The following is a 22841-nucleotide window of genomic DNA, read 5'->3' as shown; positions in this document are numbered from 1 at the left end:
AGGCCGGTGGCCGGCCTGCCCGCCGGTCCGTGATTCCAGCCACTTCCCGGTTCCTGGCAGGCGCCTACCCGCTCAGGGCGAAGAGTCGTCGTCCTCGTCCGCATTGTTTTCGGCCAGAACCGGGGAGGCGTGGTGCGACCAGAGCTTCCAGCCCTCGGATGTGCGGTGGAACACATTCGTGGCGACGACGAGCTGGCCGACCAGCGGGCCCAGCTCCGCGCCGGCCTCCGGGGCGGGTCCGCCGCTGAGGATGTTCTCGGTACAGGTCACCAGGGCGGTGTCACCGGTGACGGAGACGTGCACATCCGTGAGGAAGAACTGGATGTAGTCGGTGTTCGCCATGATCAGCGCGTACGACCTCAGGACCTCGCCGCGGCCGGTGAGCACCGGCCAGCCGGGGTGCACGCAGGACATCACGCCGGTGTCCGCCGGATCGTGGTACTCCTCGTCGACGCCCAGGTCGGCCGGGTCGAGCCAGAGCGAGGACAGCTTCTCGAAGTCTCCTTCTTCCACTGCCTCGTAGTAGGCGGTGTTGGCCAGCTCGACCTGTTCGACGTCGGTGTGGGCGGCGCTCACCGGCTTTCTCCGGTGCCGTGTGCGGGGGCCGCGGCCGTCGTACCGGGCGCCGGGTGCTCCGGGGCGCGCGCCTGCTGCATGGCGCGGGCCACGCGTACCGCGTCCGCCGTGGCGCGCACCTCGTGGACGCGCACGGCCCACGCGCCGGCCTGCGCGGCGAGCGCGGAGACGGCGGCGGTGGCGGCGTCGCGCTCCCGGGCGGGCGGCGGTGCGCTTCCCGGGCCGGCCAGGACCCGGCCGAGGAACCGTTTGCGGGAGGCGGCGACGAGCAGCGGGTGGCCCAGGGTGAGCAGGCGGTCGAGGTGGGCGAGGAGGGTGAGGTCGTGCCCGGCCTCCTTGGAGAAGCCGAGTCCGGGGTCGACGACGATGCGGTCGGCGCCGATGCCGCCCGCGAGGACGGCCTCCACGCGCGCGTGCAGTTCGTCGACGACTTCGGTGACGACGTCCTCGTACACGCCCTGGACGGTGCTGCCCTCCAGGAAGCCGCGCCAGTGCATGACGACGAAGGGGGCGCCTGCGTCGGCCACCACCGGGATCATCGCGGGGTCGGCGAGGCCGCCGCTGACGTCGTTGACGAGGCAGGCGCCGGCCGCGAGGGACTGCGCGGCGACCGAGGCGCGCATGGTGTCGACGGAGACGAGGACGCCTTCGGCGGCGAGGCCGCGGACGACGGGGACGACCCGCCGCAGTTCCTCGGCCTCGTCGACGCGGGTGGCGCCGGGGCGGGTGGACTCGCCGCCGACGTCGACCAGGTCGGCTCCCTCGGCGACGAGGTCGAGGCCGTGCTTGACGGCGGTGGACGTGTCGAAGAAGCGGCCGCCGTCGGAGAAGGAGTCCGGGGTCACGTTCACGACGCCCATGACCGCGCAGCGGTCCCATGCCGGAAGGCCCGCCACTCGGCCGCGACCGCTCTGGTAGTTCATACGCTCAGCGTAGGCCCCGGGTGGGACGGGCCGAGTGCGTGGCCCGGCGCGGCTCAGGCGGCTCGTACGTCCCGTTCCGGCACGCTGTGGGCGCACGCGCGGGCGGCGGCCGAGCGGCGCCGCAGGAAGCGGGGCAGCGGCAGGGCGAGGTTCACGAAGCCCTCCGCCTGCATGGCGGCGAGCCCGATGCGGGGCAGGTCGCCGGAGGCGCGGTAGACGACGAAGCGTGGCTCCCAGCGTGGCTGGAACTTGGCGTTGAACTTGTACAGCGACTCGATCTGGAACCAGCGCGAGAGGAAGACTAGCAGTCCGCGCCAGGCGCGCAGCACCGGTCCCGCGCCGATCTTCTCGCCGCGGGCCAGGGCCGAGCGGAACATCGCGAAGTTGAGCGAGACCCGGGTGATGCCGAGCTTCGGCGCCGCCTGGAGGGCGGCGACGATCAGCAGTTCGTTCATGCCCGGGTCGGCCGTCCGGTCGCGGCGCATCAGGTCCAGCGACACGCCGTCCGGGCCCCAGGGCACGAAGTGCAGGATGGCCTTCAGGTCGCCGTACGGACCGGGCTGGTCCTCGCTCCGTGCGTCGCCCGGGGCGCCGCCGCCCGCCTCGTCGGACCGGTGGGCGGTGGCGATCAGGCAGTCGCCGTCGGCGGGGTCGCCGATGCGGCCGAGCGCCATGGAGAAGCCGCGCTCGGTGTCGGTGCCGCGCCAGTCCTCGGCGGCCCGCCGGATGCGTTCGAGTTCTCCCTCGCTGAGATCACGAATGTGCCGGACCCGGGTTTCGTAACCCGCTCGTTCGATCCGCTTGACCATTTGCCGGACGTTGCGCATCGCGCGTCCGGCCAGCGAGAAATCCGCGACGTCCACCACCGCCTCGTCGCCGAGTTCCAGCGCGTCCAGGCCGGTCTCCCGGGTCCACACCTCGCCGCCGGTCTCCGAGCAGCCCATCACGGCGGGGGTCCACGAGTGGGCCGTGGCCTCGTCCATGAAGCGCTCGATGGCGCCGGGCCAGGCCTCGACGTCGCCGATCGGGTCGCCGCTGGCGAGCATCACGCCGGAGACCACCCGGTAGGTCACGGCCGCCTTGCCACTGGGCGAGAACACGACCGCTTTGTCGCGGCGCAGCGCGAAGTGGCCGAGGGAGTCGCGCCCGCCGTGCTTCACCAGCAGCGCGCGCAGCCGGGCCTCGTCCTCCTCGGTCAGGCGCGCGGCCGGGTGTTCCGGGCGGAACGCGAAGTAGATGGTGGTGACCGCGGTGAGCAGGCCGAGGGCGCCGAGGGAGAAGGCGACCGTCCAGGAGGTGGCGCCCTGGTAGTCGACGGGACCCTCGAAGCCGAACAGGCCATACAGGACGTGCGTCAGGCGGTCGGCCAGGCTCGGGTCGCCGATCGTCCGCCTCGGGTGGACGCTGACGATGACCAGGCCCAGGGCGAGGGAACCGGCCCCCATGAGGACGAAGTTGGCGACCGCGCGCCAGCGGCTGCGCGGGTCGGGCAGGGCCGCGAACTCGTCCCGGTGGCGCAGCAGTGCCACGAGCAGCACCAGCGAGATGAGCGCTCCGACGAGGGAGTGCCGGTAGGCGAACTGCGCCACGGCGCCGGCCGGCAGCAGCGCGACCGCGGCCCGCCATGCCCGGCGCTTGCGCCGTTTGAGACCATGCGCGAGCAGCAGCAGAAGCACGCCGGTGCTGAGCGAGAGCGCGGCGGCGAACGGGCCGAGCGCGCCGGGCAGTACCTCGGCCAGCGCGTGCATACGGCTGTGCCGGAAGCGCGGGAAGACACTGGCCGCGATGTCCAGGAGGCCCACGAAGGCGCCCGCCCGGCCGATCAGGGCGGGGACGGCTTCGGGGCGCGGGCCGCGGAGTATGCGCCGCGCCGCGCTCGGCCGCCGCGGAACCTCGCCCGACACATCCCCATCTATCCTGACAGACATCGCATCCCGTAGTTCTGCGAGAGACCTTGAACCCGGTGCCGATCTGGGCATCCGGCGACATTGCGCCCTCTAGGACGGTGTCTCGACCGGGGAGGTTCACTCCCCACCGGAAAGCCGGTTCAAAGGCAACGGAAAGCCCGGGGCAAGCCTTCGTGACGAGAGCGTCGGCGGGCCGCGGCGGAAAGTGCAGGCGGGGAGAGCTCATGGGTCTCACGAGCGACAAAGTGCTGGTACTGGCAGTCGGGTCCGCGGTGTTGCTGTTCGCGGGCACCGTGTGGATCTGGCCGCGGCTGGCCCGCGCGACCTGGCGGGCCGTCAGCGGACGGGTCGCCCTTCTCCTGGCCACCCAGGTGGCGCTGTTCGCCTCCCTGGGGCTCGCCGCCAACCAGTCCTTCGGCTTCTACGCCAGTTGGGCCGACCTGTTCGGGCAGGAGACCGGCCAGGGTGTCGTCGTCGACCACGCGGGCCGGTTCGGCGACGGCCCGGTCCAGGTGGTCGGCACCACGCGCGCGCTCGGGACGAGCGGATCGCTGCCGCGGAAGTCCGGGCAGGTGCAGCAGGTCAACGTCGTGGGGCGGACGACGCACATCGTCACGCCCGCGTATGTGTACCTGCCGCCCGAGTACTTCCAGCCGGGGCAGCACACGCGCAGGTTCCCGACGGCCGTCATCCTCACCGGTTACCCGGGCACGGCGCGTTCCCTGGTGGACAAGCTGCACTATCCGCGTACCGCGCGGGAACTCGCCCAGGAAGGGCGCATGGAGCCGATGATCCTGGTGATGCTGCGGCCGACGGTGGCGCCGCCCCGGGACACCGAGTGCGTGGACGTTCCCGGCGGCCCGCGCGCCGAGACGTTCTTCGCCAAGGATCTGCCCGACGCGCTGCGCGCCCACTACCGGGTGAGCGCAAAACCCGGCGGCCTCGGGATCGCCGGCGATTCCACCGGCGGTTACTGCGCCCTGAAGCTCGCGATGCACCATCCCGGTGTGTACGCGGCGGGCGCGGGTCTGTCGCCTTACTACAAGGCGCCGATCGACCCCACGACCGGCGATCTCTTCCACGGCGACAAGACGCTGCGCAATCGCGCCGATCTGCGCTGGTTCCTCGACCACGAACCCGCGCCCGACACTTCGTTGCTCGTCAGCAGCAGCAAGGTCGGCGAGACCAACTACAAGGCCACGCTGGAATTCATCAAACGCGTGGAAGCCACGCACCTGACCCGGATCTCGTCGATCATCCTCGACAGCGGCGGCCACAACTTCAACACCTGGAAGCGCGAGATCCCGGCCATGTTGCAGTGGCTGAGCGGGCGATTGACCGTCCGCTGAAAACGATCTTGGGGAATTCGGCGGAGGAACTCCGTCCGGGCCGTTGCCGAGGTGGCGAGAAGGTTTCGGAATGACCGCGTTTTTACGGGGTGGGTAACCGCGATTCGCCTACGCGCGGTAAGTTTCTGGCCATGCCACGTGGACGCCACCGCCATTCCCCGCCTTTGCACAGGCTGTTGCCGCCGTCGGCGATCGCCGGTGTCTCCCTCGTCTGTGCGTCGGGCCCCTGGGTGTTCTCGGAACCGCTGGTGCTCCGCTCGCTGTCCGCGGCCGCCGCGGCGACGGCGGTCGTGGGTGCGGTCGTGATGCGCCGCTGGGACACACATGCGGGCAAACAGGTCGCCGACCTCACGCGCGCGCGTGCCGGTGACGAGTGGCGCCACGAGGAACGGGTCGCCGAACTGGAGAGTGACCTGGAGGAGTCGCGCGCACTGCGCGGCAAGCTGGAGCAGCGGCTGCGCGCCAAGCGGGCGGAGCTGACGGGGCTGCGCAACGAGCACGCCGCGCTGCTGCGGCGGTACGCCACGGCGGAGACCGAGCGCGCCAGCGCCCTGGAGGGCCGCCGGCTGCTGGAGCTGGAGGCCGCGCCCACGCGCGCGTTGCCGCCGGTGCCGGGTACGGCCGGGTCGCGGGCGGTCGACTCGCGGGCGCCCGGCGCCCGGTCCGTGGAGTTCAGGGCGGTCGAGGCCGGGGCTGCCGGGGCTCGGGCGGCGGTCGGGCCCGGCACCACGGCAAGGGCTCTCGAACCCTCCCGGGACGTGGCGTCCGGGGCGGTCGTGGCCGAGGCGCGCACGGCGGATTCCGGCAGCGCGGCCGACGAACCCGAGGCGCGTGCGGGGCAGTCCGGGGACGAAGAGAGGCCGGCGGCTTTCGCGGTGTTCTCCCCGGAGGGCTCCGAGCTGTTCCGGCGGGCCCGGGCGGCACTGTCCCGCTTCGGCGGCGGCGAGGCGGCGTCCGGGGCGCGTACCGCCGATGCGGAGGCGGCGTCAGGGTCCCGCCTCGCCGGCGGCGGGGAGGCACCCGCGGCCGGTCACGCCGCCGAGCCCGCCCCGGCCGCCGCGCCCAAAGGGGAGCGCGGGCACGACGGCGTGACGCGGACGGCCGCCGGGACGCGGCCGAACGCCGACCGTGCGGAGTCCGCCGCGGAGTCCACGGGGCAGTCCGCCACCGGGCCTGCCGATCGGCCCGCCCCGGAGGACGAGGCGGCGGGGCAGCCCGAGGCGGTCGCCGCGCACGAGCACGCGGCCGCCGGCACCACACCGGAGGCCGCCGGGTCCGCCGGTTTTGCGCAGCGGCCCGAGGGGCACTTCACGGTGCCGACCGCGGTGGCCGTCGTACCGGCCGCGCCCACGCGGCGCCCGGCGGTCGAGGGCGGGTTCGACTTCTTCGGCATGGCGAGGGGCACGCTGCCGGCGCATTCGGACGCGCCGTCGGCGTCCCTGGACGCCGTGCAGCACGAGGACTTGGCCGACGTGGTGGGCCAGGAGGCCCTCGCGCTCCACGAAGCGGAGACCGGCGTCGCGTCGACGGCCGCCGACGCGCAGACGCGCGACAGCGGCGAGGTCATCGACCTGACGGCGCACGACGAGACGGAACAGATCGACTTGCAGGGCCTGCGCAGCGCGGCGTCCTGAACGGGCGGGCGCGCTCGGGCCGTTCACCGGTCGCGTCCTGGGGTTCGGACCGTCCGTCGGGCCGGTGGTGTGTCTCTGGGTTCGGACCGTCCGTCGGGCCGGTGGCGCGTCTCCGGGTTCAGGCCATCCACCGGTCCGGTGGCGCGTCCTTGCGTCCCGTCCGTGACCGCTCCGCCTGTGCGCGCAGCAACTCCGCGGCCTCCTGTGCGTCCCGCAGCCGGACCGTGACGGTCTTACTGGCCCCGGTGTCCACGTGCGCGTCGGCAAGGCGCCACAGGCGCTCCCAGGGGCCCTGAGTGAGCCGTACGCTCTGCACCTTGGCGTGCGGCACCAGCGACAGGCTCCGGCACAGCAGCCCGTGCCGGGACGCGAGCACCGCGCCGGAGACCGCGACGCCGTGCCCCCGCCACCACAGCGGCAGGCACCGCCAGGCCCGCCGTGGCGGGCGGTGCACCGACCGCGGCACGTCCACGCCGGGCAGCACGCGCGCGATGACCGATTCGGCGACCGCGCGCGGGGCGACCGGAACGAGCAACGTGTTCGACGACCCGGCGACGTCCAGTTCCACCCGCACCCAGTTCCGCCGCCGCCACAGCAGCGGCTCCACGATCCGCACCGTCTGCACCCGCCCCGGCGGCACCGTCTCGTGCGCCCGGTCGAGCAGCCCGTGGTCGATCCGCAGCCCGTCCGGGGACTCGGCCACCGTCCAGTCGTACTCGGCCAGGAACCGGCCCGTGCTGCGCGCGCCCGCGGCGCCGATCAGCGGCAGTCCGGTGGCGAGCACCGTCCACGCGCTGTGGGTGGTCAGCCAGAGCACGGTCGGTACGACCAGCGCGGCCACCAGCGAACCCCAGGTGGCGCCGGACAGCAGGAGCGAGACCACGAGGTCGCGCGCGGGCACCTGCATCAGCTGCCGCTGCGGTGCCTCGCCGACCTCGTGCGCCGTCTCGGGTGCGAACCCGGCGGCGCGCGCGAGCAGTTCCGCGCGCAGGGCGCGCGCGTCGCGCTCGCTCAGGAAGGCGAGTTCGTCCTTCTTGTCGGTTCCTATGACGTCGATCCGCAGCTTCGCGACGCCCGCCACGCGCGCGAGGAGCGGACGCGTGACGTCGACGGCCTGGATCCGCTCCAGCCGGATGTGCGCGGTGCGCCGGAACAACAGGCCGGTGCGGATGCGCAGTTCGCTGTCGGTCACCGCGAAGTGCGTGAACCACCAGGACAGGAAGCCGTAGAGGGCGGCCGCCGTGACCAGCACGGCGAGCCCGGCGAGGAGCCATGCCGTGGTCAGCCGGGTCAGCTGCTCCTGCGCCTGGTTCGGGTCGTGCACCGCCCAGCCGGCGAGCACGGCGACCGGCGCCCAGGCCCGCCGCAGCGGCGTCACGGGGTGCAGCCGCCGCTCGGTCACGGTCCGCCCGGGCCGTATGCCGTCCTCGACGTCCGGCGCGCTCACAGGCCGGCCGATCTGGCCTCGCCCAGCTCGGTGAGCCGGTCCCGCAGCCGTTCCGCCTCGGCCGGGTCGAGGCCCGGGATGGTGGCGTCGGTGGCCGCGGCGGCGGTGTGCAGCTGGACGCTGGCCAGCCCGAAGTGCCGCTCCACGGGTCCGGAGGTCACCTCGACGAGCTGCATCCGCCCGTAGGGCACGACGGTCTCCTCGCGCCACAGGACCCCGCGGCTGATCAGCAGGTCGTCGGCGCGCTCGGCGTACCGCCAGGAACGCCAGTTGCGGCCCAGCATCAGCAGGCCCCAGGCCAGCAGGGCGAGCGGCAGCAGCGCGAACGCGGCCCAGGGCGGCCCGGCGAGCAGTCCGGGCAGCAGCCCCGCGGCCAGGGCGGCCGCTCCCAGCCACACCGACAGCAGCATGCGGCGCATCCGCAGCAGCCCCGGCGGCAGCCCGTGCCACACCGGTTCGGCGCGCGCCGTCCCCGCTGCGCCCGCCGTACCTGCCGCGCCCGCCGTTCCCGCCTCGTGCGGGCTCCCCGTCTCCATACAGCCAGCCTACGTAGGGGAGACTGGAAGCATGACTCCTACGACGGAGACCACGGTCGGGATCGGCGGTGCGGCGGAGAGCACGGACATGGTGCTCAACATCGGCCCCCAGCACCCTTCCACGCACGGTGTGCTGCGGCTGCGGCTCGTGCTGGACGGCGAGCGCATCATTGAGGCGCAACCCGTGATCGGCTACATGCACCGGGGTGCGGAGAAGCTTTTCGAGGCGCGTGACTACCGCCAGATCATCATGCTCGCCAACCGTCACGACTGGCTGTCGGCGTTCTCCAACGAACTGGGCGTGGTGCTCGCCGTGGAGCGGATGCTCGGCATGGAGGTGCCCTCGCGCGCGGTGTGGACGCGCACGCTGCTGGCCGAGCTGAACCGGGTGCTCAACCACCTGATGTTCCTCGGCTCCTATCCACTGGAGCTGGGCGGGATCACCCCGGTCTTCTACGCGTTCCGGGAGCGGGAGGTGCTGCAGAACGTCATGGAGGAGGTCTCCGGCGGGCGCATGCACTACATGTTCAACCGCGTCGGCGGCCTCAAGGAGGATCTTCCGGCCGGCTGGACGGCACGCGCGCGTGCCGCCGTCGCCGCGGTGCGCTCCCGCATGGACGTCTTCGACGACCTGGTCCTCGGCAACGAGATCTTCCGCGGGCGCACGCGCGGCGTGGGGACGCTCGCGCCGCGGACCGTGCACGCGTACGGCGTGAGCGGGCCCATCGCCCGGGCGGCCGGGGTCGACTTCGACCTGCGGCGCGACGAGCCGTACCTGGCGTACGGGCAGCTCCAGGACACGCTGCGGGTGGTGACCCGGCAGGAGGGCGACTGCCTGGCCCGCTTCGAATGCCTTCTGGAGCAGACGCACAACGCCCTGGAACTGGCCGACGCCTCCCTCGACCGGCTCGCGGAGCTGCCGCCGGGGCCGATCAACCAGCGGCTGCCGAAGGTCCTGAAGGCGCCCGAGGGGCACACGTACGCGTGGACCGAGAACCCGCTCGGCATCAACGGCTACTACCTGGTCAGCAAGGGCGAGAAGACGCCGTACCGGCTCAAGCTGCGTTCGGCCTCGTACAACAACATCCAGGTACTGACGGAACTGCTGCCCGGGACGCTGGTCGCGGACATGGTGGCGATCCTGGGGTCGATGTTCTTCGTGGTCGGAGACATCGACAAGTGACGGCAAGTGACGAAAAGTGACGGCAGGCGACGGTAAGCGGCGGGAAGTGACGGTGGGCAACGGCGAGTGACGGTGCATGGCGGCAAGCGCTGACATGGCCGGGTCCGTCACCGGGCGTCGGGTCCGTCACTGGTGGGCCCGGGTCGTCACTGGTGGGCCCGGGTCCGTCACCGGGGCATCGAGTCCGTCACCGGCGTGGTCGGGTCCGTGCCGAGGGGGTGGGGGATGCCGACCGGCTGGAGCAGCCAGCCGAAGTCGCCCAGGCCGCCGGGCGCGGTGAGTTCCGCGGCCGCACCGGCGCTCGCGAGGGCCCGGACGTACGCCGGGGGATCGGTGGAGGCGAGCGCGAGCGGGGGACGTACGCCGGTGAGACCCAGGGTGTGCAGCGCATCACGTTGTGTGAGCAGGCGTGCGTCCGGGAGCGTACGCGCCGTGCGGGACATCGCACCGGCGCCCCGCCCGTCGTACGCGTCCGCTGCCGCGCCGGTGTCCGCTGCTGCCGCACCGCTGACCGTCGCCGCACCGCTGACCGCCGCCGTGCCGGTGTCCGCTGCCGTGCCGGTGGCCGGTGCCGCGTGCGGGTTCGGCACCGCGTACAGGTCCAGGGCCGCGCACGCGTCCAGCGCGACGTGTGCCGTGATGTCGCACGACCCGTCCGGCACAGGCGCCGTCTCGCGCCCCTCCCGGAACCCGGTGAGCGTTCCGAACGGCGGGCGCGTCCCCGCGGTGTGCGTGTAGTCCACGGCCACCGCGAGCCCCCGCTCGACGCACGCGACGGCGGACGCCCACGCGATGTCCCGCGACAGCCCGATCTCCGCGCGCAGCCCTTCCCCGGGCGGCAGCGGCCACCAGCGCGCGAGCCACGCCGCCTCGGCGTCCGCCACGGGCTCGCCGAGCCGCTCGGCCCCGTCCTCCCGTACGAGCACCAGCCGCGGCACGCCGTCGGGGTCGACCTCGGCGACCTCCAGCGGTACGTCGTCCAGCCACTCGTTGGCGAACAGCAGCCCGGTGATCCCGGCGGGCGGCTCACTCAGCCAGGTGATGCGCTCGTCGAGCCCCGCGGGGCGGCCGGCGATCTCCACGGCGTACCCGCGCGCGCGGGCGGCCACCTCGGCGGGCAGCGCGGCGAGCACTCCGGTGACCAGTTCGCCCCGCCCGGCCGCCATGTCGACGAAGTCGAGCGTCGCGGGCCGTCCCAGCGCGTCGTCGACCAGGCACAGCAGCCGCGCCACCGCACGGGCGAACAGCGGCGACGCGTGCACGGAGGTGCGGAAGTGGCCAGCCGGGCCCTCGGGCCGCCAGTAGAAGCCGTCCGGGCCGTAGAGCGCCGCCTCGGCGGCCGCCCGCCAGCCACGCCACGCACCCGGCGCGTCGCCCGCCCCTGCACCACCGGCCCCGCCCGCGCTCCCGCCGGTTCCGCCCCCGATCACGTCTGCGGTTCCGTTCCCGACCACGTTCGCGGTTCCGTTCCCGATCTCTGCCACTTCTTCCACGGTTTCGTCGGTTCCATCTGCGGTTTCGTCCACCGATCGGTCTGCGGACCGGTCTGCGGATTCGTCTGCGGATTCGTCTGCGGTTCCGCCTGTGGTCCGGCCCGCGGTCCGGCTCGTCGCCCCGTCCGTCATCCGGCCAGACTAGGCGGGCAGATGATCACGGCATCCACCTAGCGGAGTATGTGGGTCAGGTGCGGATCGGCCCTCCGGTTGACCCCTGCACCCGTCACACTTCCCTACTCTGGGTTACGTGCAGCGCCTTTACGACTACCTCCGCACACACCCGACCCTGGTCGACTCCTTCTGGGCCGTCGTCCTGTTCGGGCTCTCCAGTGTGGGTGTCTCCAACATCAACGGGGTGTCGCACCACCATGGATCGGTCGCCGCCGGTCTGGCCGTGTCCGCCGTGATGTCCGTCGTCATGGCGCTGCGCCGCCGGCTGCCGGAGCCGATGCTGCTGCTGGCCACCGCGACCGGAGCGGCGCAGTTCGGCCTGGACATCGAGACGACCGTCGCCGACTTCGCCATGCTGGTGATCGTCTACACCGTCGCCGCGACCGGCGCCCAGTGGGCCTCCCGGTTCGCCCTGGTCGCCGGCCTGTGCGCGGCGTCCCTCGCCCAGATCCGCTGGCCGGCCGAGGACGCGAGCTTCGCGGGGCAGATCGCGATGGCGGTCTTCCAGACGGTGCCGTTCGCCCTCGCGTGGGTGCTCGGCGACTCCATGCGCACGCGCCGCGCCTACTTCGCGCAACTGGAGGAGCGCGCCTCCCGGCTGGAGAAGGAGCGGGAGGCGCAGGCGAAGGTCGCGGTCGCCGCCGAGCGCGCGCGGATCGCGCGCGAACTGCACGACGTGGTCGCGCACAACGTGTCGGTGATGGTGGTGCAGGCCGACGGTGCCGCGTACGTCCTCGACGCCGCGCCCGACCAGGCGAAGAAGGCCCTGGAGACGATCTCCTCCACCGGCCGCCAGGCGCTCGCCGAGATGCGCCGTCTGCTCGGCGTGCTGCGCACCGGGGAGCACAAGGAGAGCGGCGAGTACGTCCCGCAGCCCGACGTGGAGCAGATCGACGAACTGATCGAGCAGTGCCGCAGCTCCGGGCTGCCCGTCGACTTCAAGGTCGAGGGCACGCCGCGCCCGCTGCCCAGCGGTGTCGAGCTGACCGCGTACCGCATCGTGCAGGAGGCCCTGACCAACACCCGCAAGCATGGTGGACCGGACGCGGGTGCCAGCGTGCGACTGGTCTATTTCGACGACGGCCTCGGCCTGCTCGTCGAGGACGACGGCAGGGGCGCCCCGCACGAGCTGTACGACGAGGGCGGCGCCGACGGCGACGGCCACGGCCTGATCGGCATGCGCGAGCGGGTCGGTATGGTCGGCGGCACCCTCGACGCGGGGCCCCGCCCGGGCGGAGGATTCCGCATCAGCGCCCTGCTCCCGCTCAAGCCGGCGCATTGACCCCGGCGGGGGATCGGGGCCCGGGGCCCGAGGTCCGCGGCCCGAGAAGCCGGAAACAGAAGAGGAACGGAAGAGGAACCGATGGCGATCCGCGTGCTGCTCGTCGATGATCAGGCGCTGCTGCGCACCGGCTTCCGGATGGTGCTGGCCGCCCAGCCGGACATGGAGGTCGTCGCGGAGGCGGGGGACGGCGTCGAGGCCCTCCAGGTGCTGCGCTCCACCGCCGTCGACGTCGTTCTGATGGACGTCCGCATGCCGAAGCTGGACGGCGTGGAGGCCACCCGCCGTATCTGCTCCGCGCCCAATCCGCCGAAGGTGCTGATCCTGACCACCTTCGACCTCGACGAGTACGCCTTCTCCGGGCTCAAGGCGGGCGCCTCCGGCTTCATGCTGAAGGACGTGCCGCCGGCCGAGCTGCTGTCCGCGATCCGCTCCGTGCACAGCGGTGACGCCGTCGTCGCCCCCTCCACCACCCGCCGCCTCCTCGACCGCTTCGCGCCGATGCTGCCCACCGCGGGCCCGCAACCGCGGCACAAGGAGCTGGAGCGGCTCACCGACCGCGAGCGCGAGGTCATGGTGCTGGTCGCGCAGGGCCTGTCGAACGGTGAGATCGCGGCCCGGCTGGTGCTGTCCGAGGCGACGGTGAAGACGCACGTCGGCCGCATCCTGACCAAGCTGGGGCTGCGGGACCGGGTGCAGGTGGTGGTCCTGGCGTACGAGACGGGTCTGGTGCGGGCCGGCGGACACGGCTGACCCGCGCGCGAGGGCATCGATAGGGTCTTGCGCATGCTCCTGTGGATCAACGGCCCCTTCGGGGGCGGCAAGACACAGACCGCGCACGAGATCCAGCGCCGCCTGCCCGGCAGTGTGATCTGCGACCCCGAGCACCCCGGCTTCGGGCTGCGCCGGATGCTGCCGTCCGAACTGCGCGCGGACTTCCAGGATCTGGCCGCCTGGCGGCAGGGCGTCGTCGAGGTGCTCGGCCTCGCCCTGAGCAAGCACGACGGCGTCGTGATCGCGCCGATGACGGTGACCGACTCCGGCCACTTCGCCGAGACGGTCGGCCGACTGCGCGAACTCGGCCACGACGTGCGGCACTTCACGTTGCTCGCCGAGCGCGAGACGGTGCTGAAGCGGCTGCGCGAGCGCGGCCCGGGCCACCTGTTGCGGTACGTCGCCGGGAAGAACGCCGGGCTGCGCCGGGAGAGCTGGGCCGTCCAGCAGCTCGACCACTGCCTGGAGCGGCTGCGCGAGCCGGAGTTCGCCGAGCATCTGTGGACCGACCACTCCACGGTGCCCAAGACGGCGGACCGGATCGCGGTGCTGGCCGGGCTGACGCTGCAGCCCAACACCGAGGGCCCGCTGCGGACCCGGGTACGGCAGGCCGGCGTCGGGCTGCGGCACATCCGCTTGGACTGAGCCGGGCCAGGCCAGGTCCAGCTCCTCGGCGAGGATGGTGCCCGGGACGGCGCGGGGGATGCCTGCGAACGGCATGAACAGGTCCGAGAACGTCGTCCGCCACAGGAAGTCCGCCTCGCACATCCGGTCGGCGAGGTGTGCGTCGAGCCGGGCGGTCACGTCGGTCGCCCAGCCGCGCAGACCCGGATGGTGCCCCGGTTCCGCCAGCGCGTGCAGCGCCATGCCCAACTCGGCCAGGGGCGAGGGCGCGACGACGATCCGCTCCGGCCGCAGCCCGGCGATGTCGATGCGCACGCTCATGCCCCCATGGTGCACGCCGCCACTGACAACGCCGCCGTCGACCGAGAGCCGCCGTCGACCGACGGCGGCGTCCCGGCCCGATCCTGACCCGGTCCCGGCCCGATCCCGGTGGCGGCCGGGCCGGCACGACCCCGGGCGCCGGGCCAGATCAGGAGTCCCGCGAGGCCCTCTCCGGGAGCCGGGCGGCGAACTCCGCGACGGCCGTCCGTACGTCCTGTGCCGTCCACTCCAGGCCGGACGCCCCGACGGTGACCTCCGTGACGGCGAGGCCCGGGCCGCCGGACTGCCAGAGGCTCATGAACAGGGCGACCGAGGTCTCCTCGGCCTGCCGTACCGCCGCCTCGGCGACCACGTCCGGCTCGTACGGCAGCCAGACCTGGAACTGGTGGGTGTGCGGCTCCTCCGGGTGCACGCTCGCCCACGGCAGGCCGGCCGCGGCGAACCCCTCGCGCAGCGCGCCGGCCACCACGCGCGCGTGCCGTACGTACTCCGGCAGCCGGGGCAGCTCGCGCTCCAGCCCGACGAGCGCCGACAGCGCGGCCGGGAACTGTTGGAACAGCGCGCCGCCGTACCGATGCCGCCAGACCCTGGCGTCCTCCACCAGCGACCTGCTGCCGGCGAGCGCGGCGCCGCTCAAGCCGCCGAGGGACTTGTAGAACGACACGTAGACGCTGTCCGCCAGGCTCGCGATCTCGTCCAGGGAGCGGCCGAGGCGGACGGTCGACTCCCACAGCCGGGCCCCGTCGAAGTGCACCACGGCGTCCCGCTCCCGGGCGGCCGCCACGACCTCGGTCAGCTCCTCCCAGGAGGGCAGGACGAAACCGGCGTCCCGCAGGGGCAGCTCCAGCATCAGCGTGCCGAAGGGCTCCGCCAGGGCGCGTATCTCCTCGGCGGTGGGCAGCCGGGCCGCACTGGTCACATGGACCGGGCGCAGGCCGGCGACCTGGCTGAGCGCGTGCCGCTCGTGCACCTCGGGATGCGACAGCGGGTGCAGCGCGACCGCGGTGTTGCCGGTGCGGGCCGCCCAGCAGCGCAGGGCCACCTGCTGGGCCATCGTGCCGGTCGGGAAGAACGCGGCGGCCTCCGTGCCCAGCAGCGCGGCGACCCGGTCCTCCAGCGCGGCGACGATCCGGTCGCCGTACATGTCGACCTGTTCGTCCAGGTCGTACACCTCGGGGCCGGCCTCCCGCAGTTCTTCGAGCCGTTCGCGGATCGTGGCCCGCATGCTCGCGCGGGCCAGCGCGTGCCGTGCCTTCCGGTTCGCCGCCGTACGCCGCTGCCGCAGCCGTTCCTGCTGTTCCTGCTGTTCCTGCTGCTCCTGCTCCTGCTCCTGCTCGGAGGGGCCTTCGTCCTGCCCGGCCGTGTCATTCATGCCCCGGATCATGCCGTGCCCCGCTGTGCGGGGCAGCTTCATTTCCGGCTGCTCCGGGTGCGCGGCGTACTCCGAGTGGTCCGAGTGGTCCGGATACTCCGGGTGGCCCGCGTCGTCCGGGGTACGGAAACCCACAGCCTGTGGACGACCGGCCGGCCCTCGACCCGATCGCGTTAACATGACGAGAAATCGTCCGGTACCCGGAGCGGACTGGAACGGGAAGGTCACCGTCGCGTGGATACAGACCAACAGCCAGACCTCAAGGACCGCCCAGCGCGGCTGACTGTGGGCGTCGTCGGTGCCGGCCGGGTGGGTCCGGCCCTGGCCGCGTCCCTGCAACTCGCCGGACACCACCCGGCGGCCGTCTCCGCGGTCTCCGACGCCTCCAGACGCCGCGCCGCGCTGCTGCTGCCGGACGTGCCGGTCGTGCCGCCCGCCGAGGTCCTGCGCCGCGCCGACCTGGTCCTGCTCACCGTTCCGGACGACACCCTGCCGGGCCTCGTGGCGGGGCTGGCGGAGACCGGCGCCGTACGGCCGGGGCAACTGCTCGTGCACACCTCAGGGCGGTACGGCACGCGGGTGCTGGACCCGGCCCTGCGCGCGGGCGCGCTGCCCCTCGCGCTGCACCCCGCGATGACCTTCACCGGCAGCCCCGTGGACGTGCAGCGGCTGGCCGGCTGCTCGTTCGGCGTCACCGCCCCCGAGGAACTGCGGCTGGCCGCCGAGGCGCTCGTCATCGAGATGGGCGGCGAGCCCGAATGGGTCGACGAGGAAAAGCGCCCGCTCTACCACGCGGCGCTCGCCCTGGGCTCCAACCACTTGGTGACCCTGGTCGCGCAGTCCATGGAGCTGCTGCGCGCGGCCGGTGTCGAGGCGCCCGACCGGATGCTGGGCCCGCTGCTCGGCGCCTCCCTGGACAACGCCCTGCGCTCCGGCGACGCGGCGCTGACCGGGCCCGTCGCGCGCGGGGACGCGGGCACGGTCGCCGCGCACGTCGCGGAGTTGCGCAAGCACGCCCCGCAGAGCCTCGCCGGCTATCTGGCGATGGCCCGCGCGACCGCCGACCGGGCGCTGGCGCACGGGCTGCTGAAGCCGGAACTCGCCGAGGACCTGCTCGGGGTGCTCGCTGACGGCAGGGACGGCAGGGACGGCGGAGACGGCACCGACCTGACCGGGAACGGGGAAGACCGATGACCCGCCGCCGTTTCGAACTCGCCGCCACGGCCGACGACCTGACACGGCTGCGCGACCGGTTCGCGGTGCCGGGCGGTACCGCCGTCGCCATGACCATGGGCGCGCTGCACGAGGGCCACGCCACCCTGGTCCGGGCGGCGCGCGAGCGCGTCGGCGGCAAGGGGTGCGTCATCGTCACCGTCTTCGTCAATCCGCTCCAGTTCGGCGCGGGCGAGGACCTGGACCGCTACCCGCGCACCCTCGACGCCGATCTGAAGATCGCCGAACAGGCCGGCGCCGACGCGGTGTTCGCGCCCTCCGTGGACGAGGTCTACCCGGGCGGCCGGCCCCAGGTGGGCATCACCGCGGGCCCCATGGGCGAGCGGCTGGAGGGCGCCGCACGGCCCGGGCACTTCGACGGCATGCTCACCGTCGTCGCCAAACTGCTCCACCTCACCCGCCCCGACATCGCCCTGTTCGGACAGAAGGACGCCCAGCAGCTGGCCCTGGTCCGGCGCATGGTGCGGGACCTGAACTTCGGCGTCGACGTCGTCGCCGTACCGACCGTGCGCGAACCCGACGGCCTCGCCCTGTCCAGCCGCAACCGCTACCTCTCGATCGACGAGCGGCGCACGGCGCTCACCCTGTCCCGGGCCCTGTTCGCGGGCCGCGACCGGCATGCCGCGCAGGAGGCGCTGCGCGCGCGTGCCCTCGAAGTGCCCTCCACGCGCGCGCGTGCCGAGGCGCTCAGCGCCATAGGGGAGTCCCGGGCGGCCGCCGACGCACACGCCGTGGCCAAGGCCGTGCCGGGAGCCGCGGCGGTTGTCCGTGTCGCGGCCCGCACCGTCCTGGACGAGGCCGTGCACTACGACCCGCCGCTGGAGCTGGACTACCTCGCCCTCGTCGACCCGGCCGACTTCACCGAGATCGACGACGACTTCACCGGCGAGGCCGTCCTCGCCGTGGCCGCCCGGGTCGGCGCGACCCGGCTGATCGACAACCTCCCCCTCACCTTCGGACCCCTCGGAGCCGCCTCGTGACCAGCACAGGCACCAGCACCGGCAACAGCACAGGCATACGGCTGCACGCGCCCGCGCCCGGATGGTCCATCACCGCGGACGTGGTGGTCGTCGGCTCCGGCGTCGCCGGTCTCACCGCGGCCCTGCGCTGCGAGGCCGCCGGCCTCAGCACCGTCGTCGTCACCAAGGCCCGGCTCGACGACGGCTCCACCCGCTGGGCGCAGGGCGGCATCGCGGCGGCGATCGGCGAGGGCGACACCCCCGAACAACACCTGGACGACACCCTGGTCGCGGGCGCCGGCCTGTGCGACGAGGAGGCCGTACGGATCCTCGTCACCGAGGGCCCCGGCGCGGTCCGGCGGCTCATCTCCACCGGCGCCCACTTCGACACGGACGACGAGGGCGGCATCGAGCTGGCCCGGGAGGGCGGCCACCACCGCCGCCGTATCGCGCACGCGGGCGGCGACGCCACCGGCGCGGAGGTCTCCCGGACCCTCGTGGAGGCCGTGCAGGCGGTCGGGGAGGGCGAGCGCGAGGCGCTCCCGGCCAAGGACGGTGCCGGGCGCCGGGCGGGCGTGCGCATCATCGAGAACGCGCTCGTGCTCGACCTGCTCACGGCCGCGGACGGCCGGACGGCGGGCGTGACCCTGCACGTCATGGGCGAGGGCCAGCACGACGGCGTGGGCGCCGTGCACGCCCCGGCCGTGGTGCTCGCGACCGGCGGCATGGGCCAGGTGTTCTCGGCGACCACCAACCCGTCGGTGTCGACGGGCGACGGCGTCGCGCTCGCCCTGCGCGCCGGCGCCGAGGTCTCCGACCTGGAGTTCGTGCAGTTCCACCCGACCGTGCTGTTCCTCGGCGCCGACGCGGAGGGCCAGCAGCCGCTGGTCTCCGAGGCCGTGCGCGGCGAGGGCGCCCATCTGGTCGACGCCGACGGGGTGCGCTTCATGACCGGGCAGCACGAAATGGCCGAGCTGGCGCCCCGGGACATCGTCGCGAAGGCCATCACGCGCCGGATGCAGGAGCAGGGCGCCGAGCACATGTTCCTCGACGCCCGGCACTTCGGCGCCGACATGTGGGAGCACCGCTTCCCGACGATCCTGGCCGCCTGCCGCGCGCACGGCATCGACCCGGTCCGGGAGCCGATTCCGATCGCCCCGGCCGCCCACTACGCCTCCGGCGGCGTCCGTACCGACTCCCGGGGCCGCACCACGGTCCCCGGGCTGTACGCGTGCGGCGAGGTCGCCTGCACGGGCGTGCACGGCGCCAACCGGCTCGCCTCCAACTCGCTCCTGGAGGGACTGGTCTACGCCGAGCGGATCGCCACCGACATCGCGGCGGACCGCGCGCAGCGGGCGGATCACACGAATCAGACGGACCACGCGGAGCTGACGGACCAGGCGGACCACCGGGAGCAGGCACTCTCCGCGCATCCCGCGCATCCCGCGCTCCCCGGCCCCACCCCGCCCCGGCCGGAGGCCGCCGGGCGACCGGACCGTCCGGACCAGCCTGACCGTCCTGACCGCCCGGCCCGGCCGGACCGCCCCGCGCACCCGCTGCTCCCGTCCGAGGCCCGGTTCGCGATCCAGCGGATCATGACCGACGGCGCGGGCGTCCTGCGCTCGGAGGAATCCCTCGCCAAGGCCGCCGACCAGCTCCAGCGGCTGGACACCGAGGCCCGCGACGCCCTCGACGAGGACGGCAAGACCGCCGAACCGGGCGTCGGCACCTGGGAGGCCACCAACCTCCTGTGCGTGGCCCGCGTCCTGGTCGCCGCCGCCCGGCTGCGCGCGGAGACCCGCGGCTGCCACTGGCGCGAGGACCGGCCCGGCCGCGACGACGACGGCTGGCGGCGCCACATCGTCGTACGGCTGAATCCGGATCGCACGCTGGCCGTGCGCACCACCGACACCGCAGACTTCCCCCCGACCCGGCCGTACCGTCCCCAGGAGCAGTGACAGAAGTGAGCACCCCCGACCTTCCCCTCGCCCCGACAGGTGGCTGCGGCGACGGCTGCGCCTGCGGCGGTGAGGGCGACGAGGCATACCTGGAGTGCGGGCTCGACCCCGCGCTCGCCCAGCTCCTGACCGACGCCGGGCTCGACCCGGTGGAGGTCGAGGACATCGCGGGCGTCGCCGTCCAGGAGGACCTGGCGGGCGGCGTGGACGTGACCACCGTCGCGACCATCCCCGAGGACGCCCGGGCCACCGCCGACTTCACCGCGCGCGAGGCGGGCGTGGTGGCGGGCCTGCGGGTCGCCGAGGCCGTGCTCTCGGTGGTCTGCGCGGACGAGTTCGAGGTCGAGCGGCACGTGGAGGACGGCGACCGGGTGGCGGCGGGGCAGCCGCTGCTGTCGGTCACCACGCGCACGCGTGACCTGCTGACGGCCGAGCGCAGCGCGCTGAACCTGCTGTGCCGCATGTCGGGCATCGCGACGGCCACGCGCGCGTGGGCGGACGCCCTGGACGGCACCCGGGCGAGGGTGCGCGACACCCGCAAGACGACGCCGGGCCTCAGGGCCTTGGAGAAGTACGCGGTGCGCTGCGGCGGCGGGGTCAACCACCGCATGTCGCTGTCGGACGCGGCGCTCGTCAAGGACAACCACGTGGTCGCCGCCGGCGGCGTCGGGCAGGCTTTCACGTCCGTACGGGAGGCGTTCCCGGACGTGCCGATCGAGGTCGAGGTGGACACCCTGCACCAGCTGCGCGAGGTCGTCGACGCGGGCGCGGACCTGATCCTGCTGGACAACTTCACGCCCGGTGAGTGCGAGGAGGCGGTGGCCCTGGTGGCCGGGCGGGCGCTGCTGGAGGCGTCGGGCCGGCTGACGCTGGGCAACGCCAGGGCGTACGCGGACACCGGCGTGGACTTCCTGGCCGTCGGTGCCCTGACCCATTCGTCGCCGATCCTGGACATCGGCCTGGACCTGCGCGAGGCGGAGTAAGGCCATGCTCCTGACGATCGACGTGGGCAACACGCACACCGTGCTGGGTCTGTTCGACGGAGAAGACATCGTCGAGCACTGGCGGATCTCCACGGACGCCCGCCGCACGGCGGACGAGCTGGCGGTGCTCCTCCAGGGGCTGATGGGCATGCATCCGCTGCTCGGCGACGAACTGGGCGACGGCATCGACGGGATCGCGATCTGCGCGACCGTCCCGTCGGTGCTGCACGAACTGCGCGAGGTGACGCGGCGCTACTACGGGGACGTGCCCGCGGTGCTGGTGGAGCCCGGGGTGAAGACCGGCGTGCCGATCCTCACCGACAACCCCAAGGAGGTCGGCGCCGACCGGATCATCAACGCGGTCGCGGCCGTCGAGCTGTACGGCGGTCCGGCGGTCGTCGTGGATTTCGGCACGGCGACGACGTTCGACGCGGTCAGCGCGCGCGGGGAGTACATCGGCGGGGTCATCGCGCCCGGTATCGAGATCTCCGTCGACGCCCTCGGGGTCAAGGGCGCGCAACTGCGGAAGATCGAGGTGGCCCGGCCGCGCAGCGTCATCGGCAAGAACACCGTGGAGGCGATGCAGGCGGGGATCGTGTACGGGTTCGCCGGGCAGGTCGACGGCGTGGTGAGCCGGATGGCCGCGGAACTGGCCGACGACCCCGACGACGTCACGGTGATCGCCACGGGCGGGCTGGCGCCGATGGTCCTGGGCGAGTCGTCGGTCATCGACGAGCACGAGCCGTGGTTGACGCTGATCGGGCTGCGCCTCGTGTACGAGCGGAACGTGTCCCGGCCCTGACCCGCCCGTGCTCCGTCCGGCCCGGTCCGCGTCCCTTCGGTGGTGCGGACCGGGCCGGCACGGCGTCCAGGTGGGTGGGGTGCACACGCCACGCGCGCCCCTTTGTTCCCGGTTTGTCTGATTAGTGCGTATCGTCGGAGCATGCCCACGCCCTACGGATCCCGCGGCGGCATGGCGTTCGGTGCGGAGGAGCTGCGTGTGCTCCGCCGCGCTCTCGCCCTCGCCCTCCACCCCGGCCCTGCTTCGGCCGAGGACGTCCAGGACTGTCTCCACCTCGCCGGGTCACTCGACGAGGTGATGCGCGAGGCCGCCCGGCTGCGCGCCTTCCTGGTGGCCGACCTCGCCCGTTATCGCGCCGCCCTGCCCGGCACCGTCGTCGGCTATCTCGCACTGCTCGACGAGGCGCTCGCCGCCGGGCACCGGCCCGCGGCCGACGACCTCGCCGCACTCGGTGCGCTGCGCGGGAACCCCGCCGCGGCCGCCCTGCTGGACCGCTGCACGCGCGGGACCGGCGCGGCCGTGCCGAGCGTCCCCGCCTCCCGCCGCAGCGCCCGGCTGATGGCGCTGCCCGGCGGCGCGGGCGGGGAGAAGGGCGGGAACGGCGAGCAGGGCGAGAAGCCCCGGGAACGGCCGGCGGAGCGCCCCACGGAACGGCCGCGGCCCGCCGCCCCGCGCAAGCCGTCGAGGCCCATCCCGACCCCCGGCGAGGTCTTCCCGCGCCGCAAGCCGCCCAAGCCCCCCGCCAACCCCGGTCCCCCTCACCAGCGGCTCGCCGCCGGGTGAGGGGCGGTCCCCGCCCGGCGCCCGCCCGTGGCTACTCTGGGGCCATGGACTACGTCTCCGCGCTCGTGCCCCCCGTCGTGATGGCCATCTTCTTCATCGGCGTGGTCCGGGTGATCGTCAAGACCCAGGGCGGGACCGCCAAGGCCAAGGAGGACGCCGCCGTCGACGCCGCCCTCGCCCGCGCGGAGGAAGTGCGACAGGCGTCCGCCCGCTCCGAGGTCTGACCTGCCCGGCGCCGCAGCGGCACCCGAGGCCGGCTCGGTACCGCGGAGCTGCCGCCGTCCGCGCCCTCGGGGCGCTCCGCCCGCCGCCGCGGACACATCGCCTGAGTCCTCGGCGCACTCCACCCCCGGCCGGAGCACTCGGCGCCCACGGCGCGCAGCCCACCAGGCCCGGACGGCGGCGTCCACCCGATCCGCCCCGCCTCTCCCGGCATCCCTGGCGGCGCGCGCCCGCCCGTTCCGCCCCCGCGGCTCTCTCGGCCTCCCCGGCCGCCCCAGCCCTCAGGTGCGCCCCCTGCCAAACCCC

General features: G+C 73.7%; 20 protein-coding genes and 1 pseudogene. 13 read left to right on the top strand and 8 right to left on the bottom strand.

The annotated features are described in order from the left end of the window. Positions 1-72: 72 nt before the first annotated feature. The 3 genes from ACFYPJ_RS04455 to ACFYPJ_RS04445 are packed head-to-tail and all read right to left on the bottom strand — an operon-like array spanning position 73 to position 3403. Positions 73-576, bottom strand: a complete 504-nt coding sequence (locus ACFYPJ_RS04455; protein WP_389010334.1) for a nuclear transport factor 2 family protein — start codon at positions 574-576, stop codon at positions 73-75. Next, positions 573-1499: a dihydropteroate synthase gene (gene folP, locus ACFYPJ_RS04450; RefSeq protein WP_389010331.1), complete on the bottom strand. Its 927-nt coding sequence runs from the start codon at positions 1497-1499 to the stop codon at positions 573-575. The genes ACFYPJ_RS04455 and folP overlap by 4 nt, the downstream gene beginning before the upstream one ends. Before the next feature lie 53 nt (positions 1500-1552). Next, complete coding sequence (locus ACFYPJ_RS04445) at positions 1553-3403, bottom strand: phosphatidylglycerol lysyltransferase domain-containing protein (RefSeq protein WP_389010328.1); 1851 nt, start codon at positions 3401-3403, stop codon at positions 1553-1555. A 227-nt stretch (positions 3404-3630) separates the two neighbouring features. Here ACFYPJ_RS04445 and ACFYPJ_RS04440 point away from each other — a divergent pair, with 227 nt between their 5' ends. Beyond that, on the top strand, positions 3631-4755 hold the full coding sequence (locus ACFYPJ_RS04440) for an alpha/beta hydrolase (RefSeq protein WP_389010325.1): 1125 nt from the start codon (positions 3631-3633) through the stop codon (positions 4753-4755). 131 nt (positions 4756-4886) lie between these two features. Continuing rightward, positions 4887-6389, top strand: a complete 1503-nt coding sequence (locus tag ACFYPJ_RS04435; protein ID WP_389010322.1) for a hypothetical protein — start codon at positions 4887-4889, stop codon at positions 6387-6389. A gap of 118 nt (positions 6390-6507) precedes the next feature. On the opposite strand, the gene ACFYPJ_RS04430 is transcribed toward ACFYPJ_RS04435, so the two are convergent. Beyond that, on the bottom strand, positions 6508-7836 hold the full coding sequence (locus ACFYPJ_RS04430; protein WP_389010320.1) for a PH domain-containing protein: 1329 nt from the start codon (positions 7834-7836) through the stop codon (positions 6508-6510). Continuing rightward, positions 7833-8372, bottom strand: coding sequence for a PH domain-containing protein (locus tag ACFYPJ_RS04425; protein WP_389010317.1), 540 nt, complete (start codon positions 8370-8372; stop codon positions 7833-7835). The genes ACFYPJ_RS04430 and ACFYPJ_RS04425 overlap by 4 nt, the downstream gene beginning before the upstream one ends. Positions 8373-8403: 31 nt before the next feature. Here ACFYPJ_RS04425 and ACFYPJ_RS04420 point away from each other — a divergent pair, with 31 nt between their 5' ends. Then, positions 8404-9555: an NADH-quinone oxidoreductase subunit D gene (locus ACFYPJ_RS04420; protein ID WP_389010314.1), complete on the top strand. Its 1152-nt coding sequence runs from the start codon at positions 8404-8406 to the stop codon at positions 9553-9555. Between the two features lie 167 nt (positions 9556-9722). On the opposite strand, the gene ACFYPJ_RS04415 is transcribed toward ACFYPJ_RS04420, so the two are convergent. Beyond that, positions 9723-10982, bottom strand: a complete 1260-nt coding sequence (locus ACFYPJ_RS04415; RefSeq protein ID WP_389011575.1) for an SAM-dependent methyltransferase — start codon at positions 10980-10982, stop codon at positions 9723-9725. Positions 10983-11298: 316 nt separating this feature from the next. Here ACFYPJ_RS04415 and ACFYPJ_RS04410 point away from each other — a divergent pair, with 316 nt between their 5' ends. The 3 genes from ACFYPJ_RS04410 to ACFYPJ_RS04400 all read left to right on the top strand — a co-directional run bounded on the left by ACFYPJ_RS04410 (position 11299) and on the right by ACFYPJ_RS04400 (position 13923). Next, positions 11299-12504 carry a sensor histidine kinase gene (locus tag ACFYPJ_RS04410; RefSeq protein ID WP_389010312.1) on the top strand — a complete coding sequence of 402 codons (1206 nt, stop codon included), beginning with the start codon at positions 11299-11301 and terminating at the stop codon, positions 12502-12504. An 81-nt stretch (positions 12505-12585) separates the two neighbouring features. After that, positions 12586-13257, top strand: coding sequence for a response regulator (locus ACFYPJ_RS04405; RefSeq protein ID WP_389010309.1), 672 nt, complete (start codon positions 12586-12588; stop codon positions 13255-13257). A 33-nt stretch (positions 13258-13290) separates the two neighbouring features. Continuing rightward, positions 13291-13923, top strand: coding sequence for an AAA family ATPase (locus tag ACFYPJ_RS04400; RefSeq protein ID WP_389010306.1), 633 nt, complete (start codon positions 13291-13293; stop codon positions 13921-13923). 12 nt (positions 13924-13935) lie between these two features. Here the strand turns inward: ACFYPJ_RS04400 and ACFYPJ_RS04395 are convergent. Both ACFYPJ_RS04395 and ACFYPJ_RS04390 read right to left on the bottom strand, forming a co-directional pair. Beyond that, a pseudogene (locus tag ACFYPJ_RS04395) lies at positions 13936-14223 on the bottom strand (DUF5937 family protein); the annotation flags it as partial. A 148-nt stretch (positions 14224-14371) separates the two neighbouring features. Beyond that, complete coding sequence (locus tag ACFYPJ_RS04390) at positions 14372-15595, bottom strand: threonine aldolase family protein (RefSeq protein WP_389010303.1); 1224 nt, start codon at positions 15593-15595, stop codon at positions 14372-14374. 234 nt (positions 15596-15829) lie between these two features. Between ACFYPJ_RS04390 and ACFYPJ_RS04385 the strand changes: the two genes are divergently transcribed. The 7 genes from ACFYPJ_RS04385 (at position 15830) to ACFYPJ_RS04355 (ending at position 22537) form a co-directional block, all read left to right on the top strand. Next, complete coding sequence (locus ACFYPJ_RS04385; protein ID WP_389010300.1) at positions 15830-16789, top strand: Rossmann-like and DUF2520 domain-containing protein; 960 nt, start codon at positions 15830-15832, stop codon at positions 16787-16789. Next, complete coding sequence (panC, locus tag ACFYPJ_RS04380) at positions 16786-17808, top strand: pantoate--beta-alanine ligase (RefSeq protein WP_389010297.1); 1023 nt, start codon at positions 16786-16788, stop codon at positions 17806-17808. The genes ACFYPJ_RS04385 and panC overlap by 4 nt, the downstream gene beginning before the upstream one ends. Beyond that, the gene (locus ACFYPJ_RS04375) at positions 17805-19745 is read left to right on the top strand and encodes an L-aspartate oxidase (protein ID WP_389010294.1); all 1941 of its coding nucleotides are present in this window, start codon (positions 17805-17807) and stop codon (positions 19743-19745) included. The genes panC and ACFYPJ_RS04375 overlap by 4 nt, the downstream gene beginning before the upstream one ends. Positions 19746-19750: 5 nt before the next feature. After that, positions 19751-20728 carry a carboxylating nicotinate-nucleotide diphosphorylase gene (nadC, locus tag ACFYPJ_RS04370; RefSeq protein ID WP_389010291.1) on the top strand — a complete coding sequence of 326 codons (978 nt, stop codon included), beginning with the start codon at positions 19751-19753 and terminating at the stop codon, positions 20726-20728. 4 nt (positions 20729-20732) lie between these two features. Then, positions 20733-21530: a type III pantothenate kinase gene (locus ACFYPJ_RS04365; protein ID WP_389010289.1), complete on the top strand. Its 798-nt coding sequence runs from the start codon at positions 20733-20735 to the stop codon at positions 21528-21530. A 141-nt stretch (positions 21531-21671) separates the two neighbouring features. Continuing rightward, positions 21672-22313, top strand: coding sequence for a hypothetical protein (locus tag ACFYPJ_RS04360; RefSeq protein ID WP_389010287.1), 642 nt, complete (start codon positions 21672-21674; stop codon positions 22311-22313). 44 nt (positions 22314-22357) lie between these two features. Then, positions 22358-22537 carry a hypothetical protein gene (locus tag ACFYPJ_RS04355; protein ID WP_389010285.1) on the top strand — a complete coding sequence of 60 codons (180 nt, stop codon included), beginning with the start codon at positions 22358-22360 and terminating at the stop codon, positions 22535-22537. The last annotated feature ends 304 nt before the right edge of the window (positions 22538-22841 follow it).

It is taken from the genome of Streptomyces sp. NPDC006012, from assembly GCF_042871185.1.
Taxonomy (GTDB): domain Bacteria; phylum Actinomycetota; class Actinomycetes; order Streptomycetales; family Streptomycetaceae; genus Streptomyces.
The sequence above is the reverse complement of the archived record's forward strand: the minus strand, read 5'-3'. Positions and strand labels throughout refer to the sequence as shown.

Coding starts and splice junctions, on each gene's coding strand:
- ACFYPJ_RS04390 (WP_389010303.1), bottom strand. CDS start 15,595: ATGAATGACACGGCCGGGCAGGACGAAGGCCCCTCCGAGCAGGAGCAG.
- ACFYPJ_RS04400 (WP_389010306.1), top strand. CDS start 13,291: ATGCTCCTGTGGATCAACGGCCCCTTCGGGGGCGGCAAGACACAGACC.
- ACFYPJ_RS04435 (WP_389010322.1), top strand. CDS start 4,887: ATGCCACGTGGACGCCACCGCCATTCCCCGCCTTTGCACAGGCTGTTG.
- folP (WP_389010331.1), bottom strand. CDS start 1,499: ATGAACTACCAGAGCGGTCGCGGCCGAGTGGCGGGCCTTCCGGCATGG.
- ACFYPJ_RS04425 (WP_389010317.1), bottom strand. CDS start 8,372: ATGGAGACGGGGAGCCCGCACGAGGCGGGAACGGCGGGCGCGGCAGGT.
- panC (WP_389010297.1), top strand. CDS start 16,786: ATGACCCGCCGCCGTTTCGAACTCGCCGCCACGGCCGACGACCTGACA.
- ACFYPJ_RS04360 (WP_389010287.1), top strand. CDS start 21,672: ATGCCCACGCCCTACGGATCCCGCGGCGGCATGGCGTTCGGTGCGGAG.
- ACFYPJ_RS04365 (WP_389010289.1), top strand. CDS start 20,733: ATGCTCCTGACGATCGACGTGGGCAACACGCACACCGTGCTGGGTCTG.
- ACFYPJ_RS04405 (WP_389010309.1), top strand. CDS start 12,586: ATGGCGATCCGCGTGCTGCTCGTCGATGATCAGGCGCTGCTGCGCACC.
- ACFYPJ_RS04440 (WP_389010325.1), top strand. CDS start 3,631: ATGGGTCTCACGAGCGACAAAGTGCTGGTACTGGCAGTCGGGTCCGCG.
- ACFYPJ_RS04355 (WP_389010285.1), top strand. CDS start 22,358: ATGGACTACGTCTCCGCGCTCGTGCCCCCCGTCGTGATGGCCATCTTC.
- ACFYPJ_RS04420 (WP_389010314.1), top strand. CDS start 8,404: ATGACTCCTACGACGGAGACCACGGTCGGGATCGGCGGTGCGGCGGAG.